This is a genomic window from Bacteroides faecichinchillae JCM 17102 (assembly GCF_000614145.1).
In the GTDB taxonomy this organism is placed as follows: Bacteria; Bacteroidota; Bacteroidia; order Bacteroidales; family Bacteroidaceae; genus Bacteroides; species Bacteroides faecichinchillae.
Window position 1 is genome coordinate 22291 of record NZ_BAKK01000015.1, and the last position, 24007, is coordinate 46297.

A 24007-nucleotide genomic window follows, 5' to 3' on the forward strand; every position below is an offset into this window, starting at 1 on the left:
AAAAGATGATTATATGCGTGATATATTAAAAAAGAAAAGCAATCGTTGCTGTTTCACATGGATCGTGTTGCTGTTACTGTTGGGTATTGGATATCCACAAGTAGCAGCTCAGGAAGCAGGAAAAAATGCTAATATTACAGGTAAGGTAGTCGATCAGTTTGGTAATCCGGTCTCGGAGGTCATAGTTACAATGAAAAAGTCTGACTTTAAGGCTGTTACTGGTTCTGATGGTATTTTTGAATTTCAATACGAGAAAGGAGAGGTGCTTTGTTTGTCTCACCCAGGTTTTCTCAATAAGCAAATAAAGGTGAATAAGTTGAAAAATACCGAACGTGTTTTTAAAGTAACACTGGCTGAGGAATATGTGAAACTTCCACAAGTCATTAATGGACCTTATGATATAAAAGATAGAAACAGCTTTTTGGGATCAGCAGCGACGGTATATACTGATCAAGTGAGTTCAATGCTTTCTACCACGATTATTCCTTCATTGCAGGGTAGATTACCGGGGTTGAACATATCACAACTTCGCGGGGCACGTATGCATCAGACAGCCAATATCTCTTCCGAAGCCATTATGGGTAATGTTCCGGCAGATGGTGTAATGGGTAAAGGTGCATATGGTGACAATACTGAGTTTTCGATATCGTCGCGTCATAATTCGCCGATTGTGATGATTGATGGAGTGCAAAGGGATTTGTATTCAATTGACTCGGAGGCTATTGAGTCGGTTTCTATTCAAAAGGATGCTTTGTCGTCAATGTTTCTGGGTATGCAAAGTTCACGTGGGGCATTGGTTATTACTACTAAGGAACCGATAAAACAAGGTTTTCAGATTTCGTTTACTGGTCGTTTCGGTGTGCAAAGTTCATTGAAGACTCCCAAGCCTCTCTCGGCTTATCAATATGCTTATTTGTTGAATGAAGCATTGTTGAATGATGGTCGTGATCCCATGTATTCGTATAGTGATTTTGCTAAATTCCGTAATGCTTCCAGTCCTTATACACATCCTGATGTGAATTGGTATGATGAGACGATGAATAATAGTTCCACCATTCAATCTTATAATCTAAATGCTACGGGAGGGAATAAATTTGCACAGTATTTTGTAAGTGTGGGTTATGTAGGTGAGAATGGCTTGTTTAAAAATCCTGGTGGAGATGTACATAGTACGAATTTGACATTTGATCGCTACATGATTAATTCCAAAGTGAATATTAATATAACTGAGGATTTTATTGCCAAAATTTCATTGATGGGACGTGTGGAAGAAGGTACGCAACCCGGTGGTGATGGAGGTGGTTACACGAATATATTAAATTCTATTTATACGACTCCGAACAATGCATATCCGGTAGTAAATCCGGATGGTACATGGGGAGGTAGTCAAACTTTCTCTAATAACTTGTTGTCGCAAGTCATTAATTCAGGATATATTATTGATGGAGCCAGAGATGTATTGGGAAGTATCAATTTAAAATATGATTTCGACAAAGTGGTTAAAGGATTATCTGCGCGGTTGATAGGAAGTGTGACTTCACAATCTCGTTCTGCTACTTCCCGCACTAAGAGATCAGAAGTATTTGATTATGCACTGGATAAGGAAGGTAATGAAATATATGCGCGTTATGGAGAACCAAAGCCACAGTCTAATAATTTTGTTGCAGTCTCCAATTATCAACAAATGTATGGACAATTGGCTATTGATTACGAACGTCAGTTTGGTGCACATTCTTTAAAGGCGAGTCTTATGGGGGATACGAAGACGGTGATTACGAATTGGGACCTTCCGGAATATCCTTCTAATGTCATTGCGGATGTTGCATACAATTATGCAGGTAAATATTTTGCGCAAGCAGCGTTGAGCGAAAGTTTTTATAACCGTTATGCTCCGGGTAGAAGGTGGGGTACTTTTTATGCGTTTGGACTAGGATGGGATATCAGTAAAGAAAACTTTATGAAGGATGTTGATTGGATGAATCAGTTGAAATTGCGAGCTGTATTTGGCCGAACGGGAAATGGTATCAGTAACTCGGGGTATTATACTTATTATCAAACTTATTCTAATTCTGGAGATTCTTATAGTTATGGTACTAATTTCTCTAGTCCCGGAAGTTTTACAGAGAGAAGTCCGTTGGCAAATCCATATTTAACATGGGAGAAAGGAGATAAGCTAAATATTGGTATGGATTTAATGTTGTTTGACAATAGATTGAGAGTGGCTGCCGATTACTATAATGATAAATATTTTGATTTGTTGCAGGGACGCGGTAAGAGCATTGAACTAATAGGTCAGAACTATCCGAGTGAAAATATAGGAAAAGCGCGTTGGTTCGGTGGAGAATTAGCTATTACATATCAAGATCATGTTGGAAGTTTTAATTATCATGTATCCGCTAACTGGAGTTGCGAACAAAGTAAATTATTGTTTAAGGATGAACAAAAAGTACCATACGATTATCTTCGTGAAACAGGCAATCCTATAGGAGCTATTTGGGGGTTAGAAGCGGAAGGTTTCTTTACTTCCTTGGAAGAAATAAAGGAAAGTCCGGTTATTGCAGGGTTTGATAACATTCAGCCAGGTGATATTAAATATAAGGATCAGAATGGAGACAAGGTAATTAATGAATTTGATAAGGTGGTTATCGGTGGCAAGAAACCTATTTCTTATTTTGGCATTGATTTGGGATTTGAATGGCGTGGTTTGGAGTTTTCCATGTTTTGGCAAGGAGTATATAATAAAGATGTTATGATGACAGACTGGACTCTAATGGAAGGATTTCAGCAAAATGGTCAAGTTTACGGACAAACGTATGAAAATATGTTGAATCGTTGGACACCGGAAACTGCTGCAACAGCTACTTTCCCGAGATTATCAGCCGGAGGAAATAATTATAATAGAGGTAACGGCTGGAATTCTTCTTTTTGGTTGCGTTCCGGTAATTATTTCCGCTTGAAGAATATTAGTTTAGGCTATACTTTGCCTGAATCATTCTGTCGTAACTTTTTAGGAGGAACCCGCGTAAAGGTATTTGTAAACGGACAGAATTTGTTTACAAAAGCTGCATGTGAATTGGTTGATCCTGAAGTGCGTTTCTCTAATTATCCGTTACAACGTTGCATCAGTACGGGTATTAATGTTAAATTCTAATGTACTATGTTTATGATACGAAATAAATTTTTAGCACTGCTCGGAGCCGGTCTGTTGATGACGATAACTTCTTGTTCCGATGGCTATGAACCGAAGCCTGTGGAGTTTGTGTCGCTTGATTTTGTATTTTCTCGGACCGATTCTTTAGGTACGAATGCCGTAAAATTTTTGAGTAATATTTATGCGGGATTACAAAATGGGCACAATCGTGTTGGAGGAGATTATTTGGATGCCGCTTCTGATGACGCTGTTTCTATAAATATTTCTGACCCAGATGTATATAAATTACAAGTAGGACGATATACGGCAATTTCTCGTACTTCCAATATGGACTGGGGAGTGTACTACCAAGGGATCCGTAAAGTGAATATTTTACTTGATAATATCGATGTTGTTCCTTTTATGCAAACTTACGTGAATGCTAAAGGAGAATCTCATCCATTGAATGTCTCAATGAAGGCGGAAGCTCGTTTTTTGAGAGCGTGTTTCTATTTTGAACTTGTCAAACGTTATGGAGGTGTTCCTTTGATGGGAGATGACATACATGTATTGGGTGATGATATGGAGTTGCCTCGTAATACGTTTGAAGACTGTATCCGTTATATTGTTGATGAATTGGATGCAATTAAAGATGATTTACGCACAAACCCGATGCCGGACTTTGATCAATATTCACATGCTGCTACCCGTGAGGTTTGTATGGCTATGAAAGCTAGGGTACTTTTGTATGCAGCAAGCCCTCTGTTTAATGAACGTCCCATTGAACCTGGTAATGAGTTAATAGGATATGCTTCTTATGATAGAAATCGTTGGAAAGAAGCGGCTAAGGCTGCGAAGGAATTTATTGACGAATATGGACCGGAAGGCAAGGCAGTCTATGGCTTAAATAATGATTTTCGTGACGTATTCTTGAATTTCTATAATGTTACGGCCAATCCGGAAGTTATTTTTTATCGTCCGGGTAGTGAGAATACTTCTATAGAAAACAATAACGGACCTTTAGGATTCTCTGGTAACAGCTTGGGTAAAGGTCGGACTCTTCCGACACAGAATCTGGTAGATGCTTTTCCTATGAAAGACGGTATGTTTGCTGATCAAGGTAGTGAATATGACAAGAATAAGGAAGATCCATATCTTAATCGTGATCCGCGTTTGGATTATACAGTGTTACATCATGGATCGTTATGGTTGAGAAATAAACTTGATACCTCTAAAGGAGGAGCTAATAATCCTTCCGGGGTTGCTGAATATACTAAGACAAGTTATTATATGTGTAAATTCATGGGCAAATTTGAGACAGAGCAAGATTATAGTAATAAATTGCATTTATGGATAATGTATCGTTATGCGGAGATTTTACTAAATTATGCCGAGGCTGAAAATGAAAGCTTGGACACTCCTTCGTCAGATGTATATGATGCGATTATTGCTTTGAGAAAACGTGCGGGCATTGAAGCCGGTAAAAACAACTATGGTTTGAAAGAAGTAGGAGAAATGACGCAAGATCAAATGCGTGAGTTAATTCATAACGAACGTCGTATTGAATTAGCTTTTGAGGAACACCGTTATTGGGATATTCGTAGATGGAGAAGTGCTGAGAATATATTCCGAAATCCATTAAAGGGATTGGAAATTAAGACAACCGGAGGTAAAACGAGCTTCATTGGTATTGATGTTTTGCAGACAACATTTGATGTGAACCGTTATTTCTATCCGATTCCATATTCAGAGGTAGTAAAGAATGATAATATGATTCAAAATCCGAATTGGTAATATTATGAAAAAACTATTATTAATATTAGTGTGTATTTGCATGTTTACATCGGCTTTCGCTCAGTCGTTTGTTTTGAAGGGGATGGTTTCTTCTACTGACGGTGAATTTTTACCGGGGGTAAATGTAAAGGTGCAAAATTCAACAATGGGTACAATTACCGATATTGACGGTAATTTTCAATTGACAGTGAATAAAGGTGCTATATTGGAGTTTACTTATGTTGGTTTTAAGAAACAAAGCGTCAAGGTTAATAATCAACAGACGCTGAATATAGTATTGGCTCCTGATCAAACAGACTTAGATGAAGTCGTAGTGGTAGGTTACGGTAAGGCAAAACGTCTGACCTTAACAGGCGCTGTTAGTGGTATAAAAGCGAGTGAGATTCGTAATGTACCGACCAGTAGTGTACAAAATGCTTTGACTGGTAAGTTACCTGGTTTTTTCAGTCAGCAAAAGTCCGGACAGCCGGGTAAGGATGCTTCCGACTTTTTTATTCGAGGTGTCAGTTCTCTGAACGGTGATGGAAATAAACCTTTGATCATTGTGGATGATATGCAATATACTTATGAACAGTTGGCACAAATCAACGTAAATGAGATAGAAAGTATCTCTATTTTGAAGGATGCTTCCACTACGGCTGTTTATGGTATTAAAGGAGCAAATGGGGTATTAGTTGTGACAACTCGTAGAGGACAAGAAGGAAAGCCGAAGATTAATGTGCGCTTAGAAAGTGGTATGCAGACTCCGGTTCGTACTCCGAAATTTTTGAATTCCTATGAATCACTACAATTAGTGAAGGAAGCGCATACTAATGATGGAACATTGTCAGATTTTCCATACACAGATGAAGATATGATTGCTTTCAGAGATCATACTGACCCTTACGGACATCCAGATGTGAATTGGTATGATGAGATCTTTAAGAAGATGGCTTTTCAGGAAAATATCAATGTTGATGTATCTGGTGGTTCTAAAAGATTAAGATATTTCGTATCTGCCGGATATTTTACACAGAATGGTCTGGTCAAAGATTTTGGTGGAGATGTTGGAGATGGAGTTAATCCTAATTATTTCTATCGCCGTTTTAACTACCGTACGAATATTGATTTTGATGTGACTGATAATTTTAATATGCGTTTGGATGTTTCATCTCGTTTCATGAATGTCAATGAGCCGTATCAATTGAATGTAACAGGAAGTATTTATGATTTTAAAAGTATGCATCCTTACTCTGCTCCCGTATTAAATCCGGATGGTTCTTATGCATATTTATATGATACACAAGATAGAAAACCAACGTTAAATGCTCGGCTGGGAAATGAAGGCTATAGGCGTACTCGTCGTAATGACAATAACATTTTGTATGGAGCTACTTGGAAGATGGATTTTTTGACTAAAGGACTTTCTGCTAATTTCAGGTTGGCATATGGTAGTCGCGATGAAAACTTCCGTGGAGTAGTACGTAATCGTTATCCGACCTATCATTATGATTCGAAGACAGATACGTATACGATTCATCCGGATCGGGTATACGATTATGAACAGTATTTTGTGTTCAATAACACGAATATGGCAACTAAAGATTTGAATGTTCAGGCATCTTTAGATTATGCGCATGTTTTTAATAAGATACATGATGTAAATGCAATGTTTTTATACAACCGTCAGAGTACAACGAATGAAAGCGGTGCGTCCGTACCCAATAATTTTGAAGGCTATTCTCTGAAACTAGGTTATAAGTATAAGAATAAGTATTTAATAGATCTTAATATGGGGTATAATGGTACTGACCGTTTTGGAAAAGATAATCGTTTCGGATTTTTTCCGGCATTCGGTGTTGGGTATATTATTTCAGAAGAAAATTATTTTAAAAATGTAGATTGGTTAGTAGATAACGTACAAGTACTTAAACTAAGGGCTTCGTATGGTCTCGTTGGTTCTGATGTTGCTGGTGGTGACCGTTATCTTTATCGACAAAAATATACAGAAGGAGATGGTTATCCTTTTGGTGAAGGCAATAATCATACTTCCGGTGGGTACAAAGAAGGAGATTTGAGTAATCTGAACGTAACTTGGGAGAAGGCTAAAAAGTTTGATGTCGGTTTGGAAATGAATTTATTCGATAAGATCTCGTTTACAGTGGATTATTTTATTGACAAACGATACGATCAATTAGTTTCCAGAAATGATATTCCAGATGTTTTAGGTATCGGCATTTCACCTACTAATGTTGCAAAAACTACAAATCAAGGGTTTGATGGACAGCTTGGTTTTCAAGATCGTTATGGAGATTTTAATTTTAATACAAATCTTGTATTTTCTTATGCAAAGAATAAAGTCGATTTTAAAGCAGAAGCTCAGCAAAAATATGATTGGCTGAGAGAAACCGGCAGACCGATTAGTCAACCATTCGGTTATCATTGGGTTGGTTATTATACACCGGATGATATTGCAAAAATCAATGCAGGTGATGTGTCCGCACCGGCTACACCTGAGGTGCCGGTACAAGCCGGTGATTTGAAATATGCCGATCTGAATAATGATGGTGTGATTAATGATTTTGATAAGAAGGCGATTGGAAAGCCAAATCTTCCTACTACTACATTGGGATGGTCAATAGGTGGGTATTGGAAGGGATTTAGCTTCAATGTATTGTTTCAGGGATCGTTTGATTATAGTTTTGCTATTAACGGAACAGGTATCGAATCTGGTCAAAGCCAATTTCAACCAATACATCAAAAGCGTTGGACGCAAGAACGCTTTGAGAGTGGAGAACCTATTGAATTCCCTCGTATGACGTTACAAGGTAATACAATCAATAGCGCTACTAATTATATGTCTGATTTTTGGTTGATAAATGCATGGTATATCCGTTTAAAAACAATTGACTTGGGATATCAGCTTCCGAAGAAAGTATTGCCTAAGTTTATTGATAACATTCGTTTTTATATAAATGCTTATAACTTATTGACATTTACAGGATATGATAAATATCAGCAAGATCCTGAAATCAGTACAAATACTGCAGGTGACGCTTACATGAATCAACGTGTTGTAAACTTAGGAGTTCAATTGTCTTTCTAAAAAGATTATTAGTTGATGGTAAAAAGAGAATAATGTTTTTATTGAAAAGCATTATTCTCTTTCGCTTTTTGTGATATATATTTAGTGGTTATTGTATCTTTGTTCGTCATATAATAAAATGTAATATTGACTACTATAAATAAGAATCATAGGTATGAATAAAAATTTCGCAATTTCTTTGCTATTTTTGTTTGGGAGTGCTGCGTTATCAGCACAAGTAAAGCTATTACCCATATTCTCTGATAATATGGTGTTACAGCAGCAAACGCAAGCACTTGTTTGGGGAGAAACTAAACCGAATAAAACGGTGGAAGTAACTACTTCTTGGAATAAGAAGAAGTATACTGTACAGGCAGATGCTCAAGGTAAATGGAAAACTAAGGTAGAAACTCCGGTAGCTGGTGGACCTTATACGATGACTATCTCTGATGGAAAGCCTGTAAAACTCAATAATGTGATGATTGGTGAAGTGTGGGTTTGTTCGGGACAATCTAATATGGAGATGCAGGTAGAAGGTTGGGGTAAGGTAAATAACTATGAGCAGGAAAAACAAGAAGCCAATAATTATCCGAATATTCGTTTTTTGTTGGTGAAAAATGCCATAAGTCCTAAACCTATTGATAAAATTGAAGCTGCGGAAAATGGTTGGCAGGTTTGTTCTTCGAAAAGTGTAGCAAATTTTTCTGCTGCCGGATATTTTTTCGGACGTGATCTGAATAAATATCGTAATGTGCCGATTGGGCTGATTGACACTTCCTGGGGTGGTACAATTATAGAAACATGGACGAGTCATGAAGCATTGGCTACTATGCCAAGTATGCAGAAAAGATTGAAAGCATTGGAAGGGCAGCCAGCGACACAAGAAGGACGCAAGAAGAAATATGAGGCTGATGTTGAGGCTTGGAAAGTGAATATTGAAAAGATTGATAAAGGGTGCGTCAATGGCGAGGCTATATGGGCAGCTCCTAATTTTGATGATAACGCGTGGAAGACAATGAAGATTCCCGGTTGGATGCAGGAAAATGGATTACCGGGATTTAATGGTCTTGTTTGGTTTAGAAAGACTATAGATATTCCTGCTGGTTGGGCGGGAAAAGAATTGACCTTAAATGTGGGTACTATTGATGATAATGATTTTACTTATTTCAATGGTGTAGAAGTTGGACATACGGAAGGATGGATGGCAGGTAGGAGTTATAAAATTCCGAAATCCTTGGTGAAAGGGGGAAAGGCTGTGATTGCAGTACGAGTGCTCGATACTGGTGGTAATGGTGGTATCAACGGAAATCCGGAGAGTATATCGCTTCGTCTTTCTGACTCAGAATCAATACAGATGGCGGGTGACTGGAAATATAAGGTTTCTTTGGATTTGAGAGAGATTGAGCCAATGCCTGTTGATATGTCATGGAATCCGAATTATCCGACTCTATTGTTTAATGCGATGCTTAATCCGCTAATTCCTTATGCTATCAAAGGGGCGATTTGGTATCAAGGAGAATCAAATGCGGGAGAAGCTTATCAGTACCGTGAGTTGATGCCATTGATGATAACTGACTGGAGAAACCGTTGGGGGTATGATTTCCCTTTCTATATGGTACAGTTAGCTAGCTTTACAGCTCAACAAAAAGAACCGGTTGAATCTACTTGGGCAGAATTGAGAGAGGCTCAGACTCGGACGCTGCATTTGGCAAATACCGGTATGGCTGTAGCCATTGATATAGGTGAAGAGGCTGACATTCATCCAAAGAATAAACAAGAAGTAGGACGCCGACTGGCTTTAGCAGCCCGCGCACAGACTTATGGAGAAAAAATACCGTATTCAGGGCCCATGTACAGAAACTACAAGATTGAAGGCAATAAAATCCGAATTAACTTTAGTCATGTAAACGGTGGACTGAAAACGAAAAATGGTGAGAAACCGAAAGGATTTACCATTGCCGGATTGGATCATAAATTCCATTGGGCAGATGCCGTCATTGAAGGAAACTCAATAGTTGTATCTTCACCCGAAGTACCTTTTCCGGTTGCGGTGCGTTATGCTTGGGCTGATTATCCTGTATGTAATATGTATAACGGTGCAGATCTTCCAATGTCTCCATTCCGTACAGATGATTGGAAAGGAATTACTAATGTTGATAAGCAATAGACATTCATTTAATTAATACATTTAATAAACCATGAAGAAACTAGTTTATTTAATTATCTTCTTTTTGTATTCGACAGTGATAAATGCTCAACAAAAAGACTTGGTACAGTATGTGAATACACTGCAAGGTACTGATTCTAATTTTGGTTTGAGCTACGGAAATACGTATCCTACAACAGGGATGCCTTATGGTATGCATATGTGGTCTGCACAAACAGGTAAGAATGGGGATGGCTTTAAATATCTTTATGCTTCTGATAAGATACGTGCCTTTAGTCAGTCACATCAATGTAGTCCTTGGGTAAGTGACTATGCTGTTTATTCATTTATGCCAGTGGTAGGCGAATTGGTGGTTAATCAAGATAATCGTGCTTCAAAATTCAGTCATGATAATGAGATAGCTAAACCTCATTATTATAAGGTGACATTTGATAATGGTATTACAACTGAAATGGCTCCTACTACGCGTGGTGTACATTTACGCTTCTCATATCCTTCTACCGATGATGCATATCTGGTGATTGACGGATATACAGATATGAGCGATATTAAGATTGATCCGGAAAAGAGACAAATTTCAGGTTGGGTAAATAATCAGCGTTTTGTAAATGATTCAAAGTCGTTTCATAACTATTTTGTTGTTCAATTTGACAAACCTTTTGAGGACTATGGAATATGGGAAAATCAAAAGGATGAGATATTCCCGAAAAAGAATGAAGGATCAGGAAAAGGATATGGAGCTTATGTTAAGTTTAAAAAAGGCTCTAAAGTACAGGCCAAAGCGGCTTCTTCTTATATTAGCCCGGAACAAGCATTGGTAACTTTAAATCAGGAGCTAGGTAAAGATAAAAATCTGGAAGTAACAAAAGCACGTGGTCAAAAGACATGGAATGAGTTGCTGAACAGAATTGTTGTTGAAGGTGGTACAGAAGAACAAATTAGGACTTTTTATTCTTGTCTGTTCCGCGCAAATCTATTCTCTCGTAAGTTCTATGAACGTAAGGAGAATGGAGAACCTTACTATTATAGCCCCTATAATGGCAAAATATATGATGGATATATGTATACTGATAACGGATTCTGGGATACTTTCCGTTCACAATTCCCATTGACAAATATTCTTCATCCGACTATGCAGGGACGTTATATGAATGCGTTGCTTGCTGCACAAGAACAATGTGCTGGTTGCCTTCCTGGTCTTCTCCGGGTGAGACAGGGGGTATGTTGGGTAATCACTCAATCTCACTTTTGGCTGATGCATGGGCAAAAGGTGTTCGTTCTTTTGATCCTGAAAAAGCACTCAAAGCATATGCTAACGAAGCAATGAATAAAGGTCCTTGGGGAGGTGCTAACGGTCGTGGTTTTTGGAAAGAATATTTTGAATTAGGTTACGTTCCTTATCCGGAATCTATGGGATCAAGTGCGCAGACTATGGAATATGCTTATGATGATTTCTGCGGTTACCAATTGGCTAAAATGGTTGGAAATAAGCACTATCAAGATGTCTTTTCCAGACAAATGTATAATTATAAAAATGTGTTCGACAAGTCTATCGGGTTTATGCGCGGTAAAGGTGTAGATGGTAAATGGCAAGAACCATTCGATCCGTTAGAATGGGGCGGACCTTTCTGTGAAGGTAACGCATGGCATTATACATGGTCAGTATTTCACGATGTACAAGGATTGATCGATTTGTTTGGAAGTGACGAGAAGTTTACGACTAAAATAGATTCAGTGTTTACTCTTCCTAATGTTATCAAACCAGGAACTTATGGTGGTGTGATCCATGAAATGAAAGAAATGGAACTAGCTAATATGGACAATATGCTCATGGTAACCAACCGATTCAACATATGCCATATTTGTATTGCTATGCCGGACAACCTTGGAAAACTCAATATTGGGTACGTCAGATTGTTGAAAGATTGTACAATTCTACAGAAAAAGGATATCCGGGTGATGAAGACCAAGGTGGTATGTCTTCATGGTATATATTGAGTTCATTAGGTATTTATTCAGTTTGTCCGGGTACGGATGAATATGTAATTGGTAGTCCGTTATTTAAGAAAGCTACCATTACAATGGAGAATGGAAATAAATTTGTGATTGAAGCAGGTAATAATAGTAAAGAGAATCTGTATATACAGTCGGCCACTTTGAACGGAAGAGATCTGGATAAGAATTACATTCGTTATGACGATATTTTCGATGGTGGAGTGTTGAAATTTGAAATGGGAAGCCAACCAAACAAAGAAAGATGTACTTCCAAGTATGCTGCTCCTTTCTCTTTGTCTAAAGAATAAGAATTCGTTTAATGAATGAAAATCCATAATGAAATATAAGTTTTTTTGTGTGTTATTGTTTGCGTCTGTTTTGATGAGTGGAAAGGTGGCCAAGGCTCAGGTTGCGGCAACCGATTACGCCCATCAGGTAAATACGCTGATTGGTACGAAAGGAGTAGGGTTAGCTTCGGGATATCTTTATCCAGGAGCGACTTATCCTTTTGGTATGGTGCAATTCACACCGTCTTACTTTTCCAAACGGTCGGGATTTGTGATTAACCAATTAAGTGGTGCAGGATGCGAACATATGGGAAACTTTCCGACTTTTCCTGTCAAAGGAAAATTGAAGATGTCTCCTAACAATATATTGGACTATCGGATCAATGTAACAGAAGAAAAGGGACATGCAGGTTATTATGAGGCAACAGTGCAAGAGAGTATCAAAGCCCAGCTGACGGTAACGGAAAGAACAGGGATGGCGCATTATGAGTACCCGGAAGATCAACAGTTTGGTACTGTCATTATCGGAGGAGGAATTTCAGCTACTCCAATAAAACAGGCTGCTATAGTCATTACTGCTCCAAATAGATGTGAGGGATATGCCGAAGGAGGTAATTTCTGCGGACTTAATACTCCTTATAAAGTGTATTTTGCTGCTGAATTTGATACGGATGCTTTGGAATTCGGAATTTGGAAAAGAGATGAACTGAAGCCAAATACCACTTTTGCAGAAGGAGAATATTCCGGAGTTTATTTCACATTTGATGTAAATAAAAAGAAGAATATACAATATAAAATCGGTGTGTCGTATGTTTCTGTTGAGAATGCAAAGGAAAATCTAAAAGCTGAAAATTCAGGATGGAATTTTGCACAGATACAAAACCAGGCTGAAACGAAGTGGAATCATTATTTGGGAATGATTGAAGTAGAAGGTACAAATCCGGACCGTACTACACAATTCTATACACATCTGTATCGCTCTTTTGTTCATCCGAATGTATGCAGTGATGTGAATGGAGAATATATGGGTGCAGATTTCAGAGTTCATAAATCCCGTTCGAAACATTATACTTCATTTAGTAATTGGGATACTTACCGCACACAGATACAGCTGTTAGCAATGTTGGATCCTGAAGTAACCTCCGATATCGTGATTTCTCATCAGTTATTTGCCGAGCAATCCGGAGGTTCTTTCCCACGCTGGGTAATGGCAAATATAGAAACAGGTGTTATGCAAGGTGATCCTAGTTCTATTTTGGTATCCAATGCTTATGCCTTTGGTGCCCGCAATTATGACCCGAAGCCACTTTTCAAGATCATGCGAAAAGGAGCGGAAGAACCTGGAGCTAAGTCACAGAATGAGGAAACTCGTCCGGGACTGAAACAATATCTTGAGAAAGGTTACTACAATGCTTCTATTCAGTTAGAATATACGTCAGCAGATTTTGCAATCGGACAATTTGCTTTACATGCCGTTGGTGATGAATTTGCCAGTTGGCGTTATTTCCATTTTGCCCGTTCCTGGAAGAACCTCTATAACCCAGAGACAGGTTGGTTACAGTCACGTCATCCGGACGGTTCCTGGAAATCGTTAGGAGAGGACTTTCGTGAATCTACCTATAAGAACTATTTCTGGATGGTTCCTTATAATATTGCTGGTTTGGTAGACATTATTGGTGGTAAGGCGGAAGCGAAAAACGTCTAGATGAATTTTTTAATCGATTGGACGCAGGATATAATGATGCCTGGTTTGCTTCTGGTAATGAACCGAGTTTCCATATTCCTTGGGTATACAATTGGATTGGTCGTCCGTATAAAGCTCAGGAAGTTATCAACCGAGTATTGAATGAACAATATTCCAGTAAGATAGACGGTTTGCCGGGCAATGACGATTTAGGTACTATGGGAGCTTGGTATGTATTTGCCTGTATCGGATTATATCCTGAAATTCCGGGTGTAGGAGGTTTCACTGTAAATACACCCATATTTTCGTCAGTGAAAGTACATTTGAAGAAAGGAGATATAGTAATTAAAGGTGGTTCGGAAAAGAATATCTATATACATTCCATGAGACTGAATGGTAAACCATATGATAGTACTTGGATCGATTGGGATGAGCTTTCCAATGGAGCTACGATTGATTATGGTACTTCAAGTAAACCGGATACAAAATGGGGAACAAAAATTCTTCCTCCTTCTTTTCCTTAATTAAGGTTTAATTCTAAATGGTATAAATATGAAAAGAAACTTTTTGAATATTGCCTGTATATTGATGGCAGCAGCTTTTATTTCATCGTGTGGTGAGAAAAAACAAATATCTCAGGAATTTCCGGATTGGGCATGGGCCGATTTTCAACGTCCGGCAGGAGTGAATCCGGTTATTTCTCCGGACACTACTACCTTCTTCTATTGTCCGATGCGACAAGACTCAGTTGCGTGGGAGGCAAGCGACACCTTTAATCCGGCAGCTACGATTTATGATGGTAAAGTGGTTGTTCTTTACCGGGCAGAAGATAATTCGGCTGTAGGTATTGGTAGCCGTACTTCCCGCTTGGGATATGCTTACTCGGAAGATGGATTGAACTTCAAACGTATGTCCGCTCCTGTTTTTTATCCGGGTGATGATAGCCAAAAAGAGTTAGAATGCCCCGGAGGTTGCGAAGATCCTCGGATTGCAATGACTGAAGATGGATTGTATGTAATGCTTTACACTCAATGGAATCGTAAGAAGGCACGTTTGGCAGTGGCTACATCTCGTGATTTGCAAACATGGGAGAAATATGGTCCTGCTTTTGCAAAAGCTTATGACGGACGTTTCTTCGATGAATTCTCGAAATCAGCTTCTATCATAACAAAACTGGTAGACGGTAAACAAGTCATAGCAAAGATTGGTGGAAAATATTGGATGTATTGGGGAGAGAAGTTCGTAAATGTGGCAACTTCTACAGACTTGGTAAATTGGGAGCCAATGTTGGACGAAAATGGAAACTTTCTGAAAGTGATGACTACTCGTGAAGGTAAATTTGATAGTGATTTAACCGAATGCGGACCTCCGGCAATCATGACAGATAAGGGAATTCTTCTAATGTATAATGGAAAAAATAAAGCTGGTGCAGAAGGTGATACACTTTATACAGCCAACTCTTATTGTGCCGGACAGGCTTTGTTTGATACAAATGATCCGACTAAACTGGTTGATCGTCTGGATAAACCGTTCTATGTCCCTGAGTCAGATTTTGAAAAGAGTGGCCAATATCCGGCAGGTACAGTATTTATTGAGGGATTGGTATATTATAAAGACAAGTGGTATTTGTATTATGGTTGTGCAGATTCACGTGTGGCAGTAGCCGTATATGATCCTACTAAAGCCAATGGAGGTAATAAATGAATAAATTAGCTTTTTTCCTTCTCGGAATGATTTGTTCTCTGAATGCAGTAGGTCAAGAGGTCTATTTCCACAACCCAGTAATTCGGGGAGATATGCCTGATCCATCAGTTATTAAGATTAAAGATACTTATTATGCAGCCGGAACCTCTTCGGAGTGGGCTCCTTTTTATCCGATGTTTACTTCTAAGGATTTAATCAATTGGAAACAAGTAGGGCACGTTTTTAAAAAACAGCCGGATTGGACGGTTAATTCTTTCTGGGCACCAGAGTTGTTTTATCATAATAATAAGGTTTATTGTTATTACACTGCTCGTCAAAAAAGTACCGGAATCTCATATATCGGGGTTGCCACTTCGGATTCTCCTTTACATGAGTTTACTGATCATGGTCCTATCATTGAATATGGTACGGAAGCTATTGATGCTTTTGTATATGACGACAATGGACAGTTGTACATTAGTTGGAAAGCATACGGATTGGATAAACGCCCAATCGAAATATTAGGCAGTAAATTATCTGCTGATGGATTGAAGTTGGAAGGTGAACCATTTACTCTGTTAGTCGATGATGAATACATTGGAATGGAAGGACAATATCATTTCAAGCAAGGTGAGTATTACTATATAGTATATGCTGCCCATGGATGTTGCGGACCGTCTAGTGATTACGATGTATATGTAGCCCGTTCCAAAAATTATACAGGACCTTATGAGAAATATGAAGGAAATCCTATTCTGCATGGTGGAAACGGTGATTATAAATCCTGTGGTCATGGTACTGCTGTGACAACTCCTGATGGACGAATGTTTTATTTATGCCATGCTTATTTAAAGGGAGACGGATTTTACACCGGAAGACAACCGATTCTCCAGGAAATGTTTGTAGGTGGTGACCAATGGGTACATTTCAAAACTGGAAATGTGGCACAGGCTAAACAACCTGTACCATTTCCCGGTACGTTCCAGAAAGAGTCGGAAGACTTTGAAGATTCCTTTGGTGGAAAGAGCCTGAAAGTAGAATGGAACTGGAATTATCCTTATTCTGATGTCGTAACTACTTTCAAAAAGGGAAAGCTGTTGTTAGCAGGGCACCCTAAGAAAGGAAATCTTCATGGCACAGCTTTATGTTTGCGTGCAGAAACACCGGATTACTCTTATGAAACAAAGTTGGTGAATACAAATAAAAGTGTGAAAGGGCTGACAATGTACGGAGATGACAAAAATTTGGTTATATGGGGAGTTTCCGGCAATAAACTCTTCCTGAAAAGAATTAAAGATAATGAAGAATCTACTCTGTACGAATCTGTTTGTAACAACAGAGAAGTTTATTTGAAAATCACAGTTGAAAAAGGAAGTCTTCTCAACTTCTACCAAAGTAAAGATGGAAAAGAGTGGACTTCGGTGCAGGATACGTATTTTCAAGGACAAGATTTAGTTCGTTGGGACAGAGTATCACGTCCGGGATTGATACATATAGGTGATGTAAATGAACCGGCTGAATTTGAATATTTTAAAACACAAGTAAAAAATAAATGAGAAAGATTTTATTGATGGCAGTAGCGTCCATTTGTTTGGCGACTTCTGCATTTGCTCAGACTGTAAAACCCTTCAAAGAAGGAGATAGAGCTGTTTTCTTAGGAAATAGTATAACGGATGGAGGACATTATCATTCGTTTATTTGGTTGTATTACATGACACGTTTTCCGGATATGCATATCCGAGTGTTCAATGGTGGTATTGGAGGTGATACGGCTTATGACATGAACAAACGTTTGGATGGGGATATCTTTAGTATGAACTACTGTGTTGATGGTCACCTTTGGAATGAATGATTCCGGTTATTTTGAATACAACGGTGATAATGCCAAAGAATTTGGTGAACAGAAGTATCAGGAGAGTATTAAAAATTTCCAGCAAATGGAGAAACGTTTCAAAGAACTGCCGAGTACGCGTATGGTAATGCTAGGAACTTCTCCTTATGATGAAACAGCAAAAATAAAAGATAATACCGTATTCAAGAAAAAGAATGAGACGATTAAAAGAATCGTTGAATATCAGAAAGAATCGGCTGCGAAGAATGGTTGGGAATTTACCGATTTGAATGCACCGATGGTTGCACTAAATCAGCAGTTTCAGCAAAAAGACTCTACTTTTACTCTTTGTGGAAACGATAGAATTCATCCGGATAACGATGGACACATGGTAATGGCTTATTTATTTTTGAAAGCACAAGGATTTAGTGGTAAGAATGTAGCGGATGTAGAAATTAACGCTAATAAAAAAGAGGCGATTAAATCAGAGAACTGTACCATTTCGAATATAAAGAAGATTGGTAAAGATATTAGCTTTGATTATCTGGCAGAGTCTTTGCCTTATCCTCTGGATACGATTGCTCGTGGATGGGGATCAAAGAAAAGCCAGGCAGATGTTGTCAAGGTTGTTCCTTTTATGGAAGAAATGAATAGTGAGATCCTGAAGGTAACCGGGCTGAAAGGACAGTATAGATTGTTGATTGATGACGAAGAAATAGGTACTTGGAATGCTGCTGATCTGGAGAAAGGTATCAACTTGGCGGCTGAATCGAAGACCCCTCAATATCAACAAGCATTGGCTATTATGCACCTCAATGAGTATCGTTGGGAACTTGAAAGAACTTTCCGCGAATATGCATGGTGTCAGTTTGGATTCTTCCAACAGCAAGGATTGCTTTTTGCTAATAATAGAAAAGCGATCGAAGTCATGGACGAAAATGTAGATAAGAATATGTGGTTGAAAGGACGTCGTGATATGTATTCGAAGATGATTTACGAATCTGTACGGGATGCACGCCAACAAGAGATGGACGTGTTGGTATCTAAAATTTATGAGATTAATAAACCGATTATAAGAAAGGTTGTTTTAAGGAAGATTTGATCTTTTCTTTTGAAAAGGATTGTAAAGCAGGAAATGGTGCAGACAGTGGTCGGCACCATTTTTTTATTGTATAACGTAGAAACTATTAAATCATAGAAAAGCGTAAAAATTCAATTAGAGATTTAGTTTCTTTTCCAGAAATCAGAACTAAAGAGCAACAACACAGTGAATAACTCCAACCGTCCAAGTAACATAAGAAAAGAAAGTAACCATTTGGATATATCAGGAAGTGCATTCCACGAATAAGCAGGACCGAAAAGTCCAAGACCCGGCCCCATGTTACCCATACTGGAAATAACAGTACCCAATGATTCGAGGAATCCTACTCCTAATCCCATCATGATTAGCGTACTGATAATGACAATCACTACATAGAGGAAAGTGAATGCCAATACTGTAGATTGTATGGATGGAGAAATCACCTGTTTATTTACCCGAACAGGAAGCACAGCATTCGGATGTATGATATGCTTGAATTCATTCTTGGAAATTTTGCTTAGAATCACCATTCGGATACATTTGATACCTCCTGTAGTACTTCCTGCACAGGCTCCTACCACCATGACAATAATAAGACATCCCCATAAGATAGAAGGCCATAACATATAATCTGTCGTAGCAAACCCTGTAGACGTGTGAAGTGAAATCACTTGGAATAATGATTTCCGAAATGCCTCTTCGATACTGATTGGGCTTGTCTCATAAAGCCAGACTGCTATAAAGGCAGTAAAGAATACCACCGACATGAAATACCATTTTAGTTCTGCATCATGAATGAATTTCTTAATTTTGCCATTTACAAGTAATAAAAGCAAAGTGAAATTGACTCCTGAAAGGAACATAAAGATGGAAATTACATATTCTATATAAGGTGATTGGTAATGTTCAATACTTGCCTGTTTGGTAGAGAATCCTCCTGTACCGGTAGTTGCAAAAGCATGGCAGATACTATCAAATATACCCATACCACCAAATACTAACAAAAGAATTAAAGTACCCGTCATACCGGCATAAATACCCCAGATCCATTTAGCGGTGACCCCAATACGCGGATGAACTTTATCATGGGTCGGTCCACTAGCTTCTGCTGCAAACACCTGAATACCTCCCATACCGAAAATCGGAAGAACGGCAATGGTGAAGAATACAATACCTAAACCACCAATCCATTGTGTCATAGCTCTCCAGAAAAGAATTCCATGAGGCATGGATTCTATATTATCCATAATAGTAGCTCCTGTACTACTGAAACCGGACATCGTTTCAAAGAAAGCATCTGTTATTTTAGGAATGTATCCACCTATATAATAAGGTAACATCCCGAAAATTGAAAAGGCGACCCAGGATATGCTTACAATGACGTATCCATCGCGCCGGTTTAACGATCTTACTGCATTCTTTCCGATAGCAAGTAATAGCATTCCAACACAACAAGTGATGGCTGACGAAAGAAGAAAGCTATTCAGGTCATTCTCTTTATAGAATAAGGAAACTCCTCCACAACACATTAACATGGCTGTTTCTATCAAGAGCAGGAAGCCCAGAATCCGCAATATCATTTTGGAATTGATCATATAAGTAATCCTCCAATATATTGACTAATATACTAATTGTCGTACATATAAAACGCAATTAATTGAGTATATTAGCACATTGGCCTATTATTAATTAAAGAACTTTTCAATCTTTTTTATCATCATACTCAGACAGAATACTACGACGTGGTCACCGGGACGAATCAGTGTATCACCGGTAACCAGCACACCTTCACCGTTACGTATCATACCACCGATAGTAGTACCTTTCGGCAGTCCAAGATCCTTAATCAAGTGCTTTGTTATTTTAGCTCCTTCCGGCACAGTAAACTCTGCCACATCCGCATTCGCAAAAGTCAGGCATTTCACATTGGAAACATCTGCATCCAACATCATCTGGTAGATATGACTAGCCGCAATCATCTTTTTATTGATAACTGTTCCGATATCAAGACTTTCGGCCATACTGATATAGTCGATATTTTCCACTTCGGCGACTGTCTTTTCAACTCCCATTCGTTTTGCTGCAAGACAAGCAAGAATATTCGTTTCCGAATTTCCGGTAAGGGCAACAAAAGCTTCGGTATTTTTCAATCCTTCTTCAATGAGTAAGTCCATATCACGCCCGTCTCCATTAATGATCATTGTTTTGTCATCTAATATCTCCGTCAGGCGGTTACAACGGGTTATATTATTATCTACTATTTTAACCTGCATATAGTCTGGTACATATTGTGCAGTGCGGACAGCGATGCGGCTTCCCCCCATTATCATAACATTGCGCACATCGGCAAAATCTTCTTTACCGGCTATTTTCCGAATGTAAGGGAGGTATTTACGGGTAGTAGTAAAGTATACGATGTCATGCAGTTTGATCACATCGTCTCCACGCGGGATGATTGTCTCCGTTCCACGCTTGATAGCTACAACGTGATAAGGGATATTCGGTCCTCCTAATTGATGCAGTGGGATATTCAGGATTTCTGCTTTTTCCCGCATCTTGGTACCGATAAGCAATAAAGCCCCCCCGCAAAACTCCCACCATTGACGAACCCAGCTCATGCGCATGGACGATACAATTTCTTTAGCAGCCAACATCTCCGGATAGATCAACGAATGAACACCCAGTTTTTTGAAGAACTCTTTATTCTTTGGTAGAAGATATTCGTAGTTATCAATGCGGGCAACCGTCTTTTTAGCTCCCAGGTTGGTGGCTAGCATACACGCAGTCATGTTCCGGCTTTCGTCGGGAGTAACAGCAATAAATAGATCTGCTTCTTTCACACCTACCTCTTTTAGACCGGAGATAGAGGAAGGGGAAGCTGTGACCGTTAGCAAGTCGAAATTGGAACTAATAGTACTTAGTTTCTCTTCGTCATCGTCCATCAGGATAATATCCTGCTTCTCACGCGACAACAATTTGGCCAGATGAGTGCCTACGTTGCCGGCACCTGCGATAATGATCTTCATTTCTAGTTCGTTAGTTCTTTTATTTTGCTTGTAACAGGTAAAAGAGCACATTGATTTAATAGCTCTTTGGTTATGCTATTTTCATCCATTCCACAAAGTTGGTAGAGTTCCGTTACCGTACCATGTTGTACAAATCTGTCTGGGAGTCCGATACGTTTGATTGCCGGAGTATATCCATGATCCGACATAAATTCAAGTACGGCACTTCCCATACCTCCCTGAATCACTCCATCTTCTACAGTGATGACGCGGCTAAAATTGCGACCTACTTCGTGAAGTAGCTCTTCATCCAGCGGTTTAAGGAATCGCAGGTCGTAATGAGCGATATCTCTTCCGGATTCAGCTTCAGCATGACTGATGGCCGAAGCTACCTTATTACCAATAGGTCCGATACTGATAACGGCAAGATCATTACCGTCTTTCAATTTCCTTCCTTTGCCAACCGGAATCTCTTCAAGCGGACATATCCAATCGACCAATACACCCCTTCCACGCGGATAGCGCAACACAAACGGTCCCTTATCCGGAAGTTGTGCGGTATACATTAATCTTCTCAGTTCATGTTCATCCATGGGGGAAGCGATCGTCAGATTAGGTATTGGACGTAGATATGCCATATCAAATGCTCCATGATGTGTAGGACCATCTTCGCCAACCAATCCGGCACGATCCAGACAGAATACAACAGAAAGATTTTGGATCGCTACGTCATGAATAATATTATCGTATGCTCGTTGCATGAACGATGAATAAATGTTGCAGAATGGCAGCAAACCATCTTTTGCCATACCTCCGGAGAAAGTTACAGCATGTCCTTCGGCAATTCCCACATCGAAAGCCGTCCGGGCATTTTAGACATAAGAATGTTCATCGAACATCCCGAAGCATAGCCGGAGTTACACCGAAAATTTTGGAATTGGCTTCTGCCAGTTCAACCAATGTGTTACCAAATACATCCTGATAGAGGGGAGGAATTCCTACTGTATTGACAATAAAACGTTCTCCCGTTACAGGATCGAACTTACCCGGAGCATGCCACTCGGTAGCATGTTTTTCTGCCGGTGCGAATCCTTTTCCTTTCACAGTATGCAGATGCAGTATTTTGGGACCTTGCAGGTCTTTTATATCACGCAATACTCTTGTCAGATTTTTCACATCGTGTCCGTCAATAGGACCGAAGTAACGGATATTCATTCCCTCAAAAATATTCTGCTGTTGGGCTGCCATTGATTTCAGGCTATTTCCGAAACGGATAAGAGCTTTACGACGTTCATCATTCAGAATACCGAGCTTGAACAATAAACGGGAAGCTTTGAAACGTAATTGATTATAACGGTTCGAGGTTGTCAGGTTGAACAAATATTGCTTCATCCCGCCCACGCTGCGGTCGATAGCCATATCATTATCATTCAGGATAATGAGCAGGTTGTTTGAAGTAGTAGAAGTATTGTTCAACCCTTCAAAGGCTAATCCGCCGCTCATGGAGCCATCACCAAGGATTGCTACAACACGACGGTCTTTTTCCCCTTTTTTAGATGCAGCTACAGCCATACCCAATGCGGCAGATATCGAATTGGATGCATGTCCGCAAGTGAAAGTATCATATTCGCTTTCTTCCGGTGAAGGGAAAGGGCGGATACCTCCTAATTTACGGTTGGTAAAGAAAGCTTCCCGTCTTCCTGTCAGAATCTTATGTCCATATGCCTGATGACCGACATCCCACACAATACGGTCATAGGGTGTATTATAAATGTAGTGTAAGGCAACTGTAAGCTCAACAGTTCCTAGGCTGGCGGCAAAGTGTCCCGGATTACACGAGAGTTCTTTTATAATGTCTTGCCTCAGTTCATCACATACTTCCGGCAGTTGCTCTACGTTCAGCTGTCGTAGGTCATCAGGGGTGTTGATAGAGTTTAGCAAGTTATATGTAGGTTCATTCTTCATGATTCGAGAAAATTTAGTGCAAAATTACAAAAAGAAAACGGATAGTGCCTACTTTTCAACAAATTCTTCTATTGTCTGGTTCTGCTTCAGGCTTGATGTGTGTGTTGGCTATTAGTAAATGTGCTGCTGTCTTTTAATAGAAAACTTGCTGTCTCTTAATAGAAAACTTATTCTTCTTTAATAGAAAACTATGTTTTTATTAATACCAAGCTGTAACCGTAAGCTTCGGCTTTATAACCGCAAGCTTCGGTTACATAATCGAAGGTTCCGGTTTTAAAACCGGAACTTGCGGTTAAAGCTTTGCAACCTATAAGATACACT

General features: G+C 39.1%; 8 protein-coding genes and 4 pseudogenes. 9 read left to right on the forward strand and 3 right to left on the reverse strand.

Annotated features, from left to right (window positions below):
- Window positions 1-13: 13 nt before the first annotated feature.
- From JCM17102_RS09635 to JCM17102_RS27035, 9 genes and pseudogenes are all read left to right on the forward strand, one after another.
- Complete coding sequence (locus tag JCM17102_RS09635) at window positions 14-3151, forward strand: SusC/RagA family TonB-linked outer membrane protein (RefSeq protein ID WP_025074954.1); 3138 nt, start codon at window positions 14-16, stop codon at window positions 3149-3151.
- 12 nt (window positions 3152-3163) lie between these two features.
- Window positions 3164-4924 (forward strand): RagB/SusD family nutrient uptake outer membrane protein, encoded by a 1761-nt coding sequence (locus tag JCM17102_RS09640; protein ID WP_033886710.1) that lies wholly within the window; start codon window positions 3164-3166, stop codon window positions 4922-4924.
- A 4-nt stretch (window positions 4925-4928) separates the two neighbouring features.
- Window positions 4929-8009: a SusC/RagA family TonB-linked outer membrane protein gene (locus tag JCM17102_RS09645; protein ID WP_025074956.1), complete on the forward strand. Its 3081-nt coding sequence runs from the start codon at window positions 4929-4931 to the stop codon at window positions 8007-8009.
- 154 nt (window positions 8010-8163) lie between these two features.
- Entirely contained in the window at window positions 8164-10155 is a 1992-nt protein-coding gene (locus JCM17102_RS09650; RefSeq protein ID WP_025074957.1) for a sialate O-acetylesterase, read from the forward strand.
- Between the two features lie 31 nt (window positions 10156-10186).
- Window positions 10187-12458, forward strand: a pseudogene (locus JCM17102_RS27025) (GH92 family glycosyl hydrolase).
- Between the two features lie 73 nt (window positions 12459-12531).
- Window positions 12532-14645 (forward strand): annotated as a pseudogene (locus tag JCM17102_RS27030) (GH92 family glycosyl hydrolase).
- Between the two features lie 28 nt (window positions 14646-14673).
- Window positions 14674-15825, forward strand: coding sequence for a beta-1,2-mannosidase (locus JCM17102_RS09665; RefSeq protein ID WP_025074958.1), 1152 nt, complete (start codon window positions 14674-14676; stop codon window positions 15823-15825).
- A complete protein-coding gene (locus JCM17102_RS09670) occupies window positions 15822-17360 on the forward strand; it encodes a family 43 glycosylhydrolase (protein ID WP_025074959.1) in 1539 nt (512 codons plus the stop codon). The genes JCM17102_RS09665 and JCM17102_RS09670 overlap by 4 nt, the downstream gene beginning before the upstream one ends.
- Window positions 17357-18737, forward strand: a pseudogene (locus JCM17102_RS27035) (SGNH/GDSL hydrolase family protein). The gene JCM17102_RS09670 and the pseudogene JCM17102_RS27035 overlap by 4 nt, the downstream one beginning before the upstream one ends.
- 122 nt (window positions 18738-18859) lie before the next feature.
- Here the strand turns inward: JCM17102_RS27035 and JCM17102_RS09680 are convergent.
- The 3 genes and pseudogenes from JCM17102_RS09680 to dxs all read right to left on the reverse strand — a co-directional run bounded on the left by JCM17102_RS09680 (window position 18860) and on the right by dxs (window position 23686).
- Window positions 18860-20311, reverse strand: coding sequence for a TrkH family potassium uptake protein (locus JCM17102_RS09680; RefSeq protein WP_025074960.1), 1452 nt, complete (start codon window positions 20309-20311; stop codon window positions 18860-18862).
- A gap of 90 nt (window positions 20312-20401) precedes the next feature.
- A complete protein-coding gene (gene trkA, locus JCM17102_RS09685) occupies window positions 20402-21742 on the reverse strand; it encodes a Trk system potassium transporter TrkA (RefSeq protein WP_025074961.1) in 1341 nt (446 codons plus the stop codon).
- A gap of 2 nt (window positions 21743-21744) precedes the next feature.
- A pseudogene (gene dxs / locus JCM17102_RS27040) lies at window positions 21745-23686 on the reverse strand (1-deoxy-D-xylulose-5-phosphate synthase).
- Between the last annotated feature and the right edge of the window lie 321 nt (window positions 23687-24007).

Excerpts from the sequence above, each read along its gene's own strand:
- JCM17102_RS09635 (WP_025074954.1), top strand. The coding sequence starts at position 14 with ATGCGTGATATATTAAAAAAGAAAAGCAATCGTTGCTGTTTCACATGG.
- JCM17102_RS09640 (WP_033886710.1), top strand. The coding sequence starts at position 3,164 with ATGATACGAAATAAATTTTTAGCACTGCTCGGAGCCGGTCTGTTGATG.
- JCM17102_RS09645 (WP_025074956.1), top strand. The coding sequence starts at position 4,929 with ATGAAAAAACTATTATTAATATTAGTGTGTATTTGCATGTTTACATCG.
- JCM17102_RS09650 (WP_025074957.1), top strand. The coding sequence starts at position 8,164 with ATGAATAAAAATTTCGCAATTTCTTTGCTATTTTTGTTTGGGAGTGCT.
- JCM17102_RS09665 (WP_025074958.1), top strand. The coding sequence starts at position 14,674 with ATGAAAAGAAACTTTTTGAATATTGCCTGTATATTGATGGCAGCAGCT.
- JCM17102_RS09670 (WP_025074959.1), top strand. The coding sequence starts at position 15,822 with ATGAATAAATTAGCTTTTTTCCTTCTCGGAATGATTTGTTCTCTGAAT.
- JCM17102_RS09680 (WP_025074960.1), bottom strand. The coding sequence starts at position 20,311 with ATGATCAATTCCAAAATGATATTGCGGATTCTGGGCTTCCTGCTCTTG.
- trkA (WP_025074961.1), bottom strand. The coding sequence starts at position 21,742 with ATGAAGATCATTATCGCAGGTGCCGGCAACGTAGGCACTCATCTGGCC.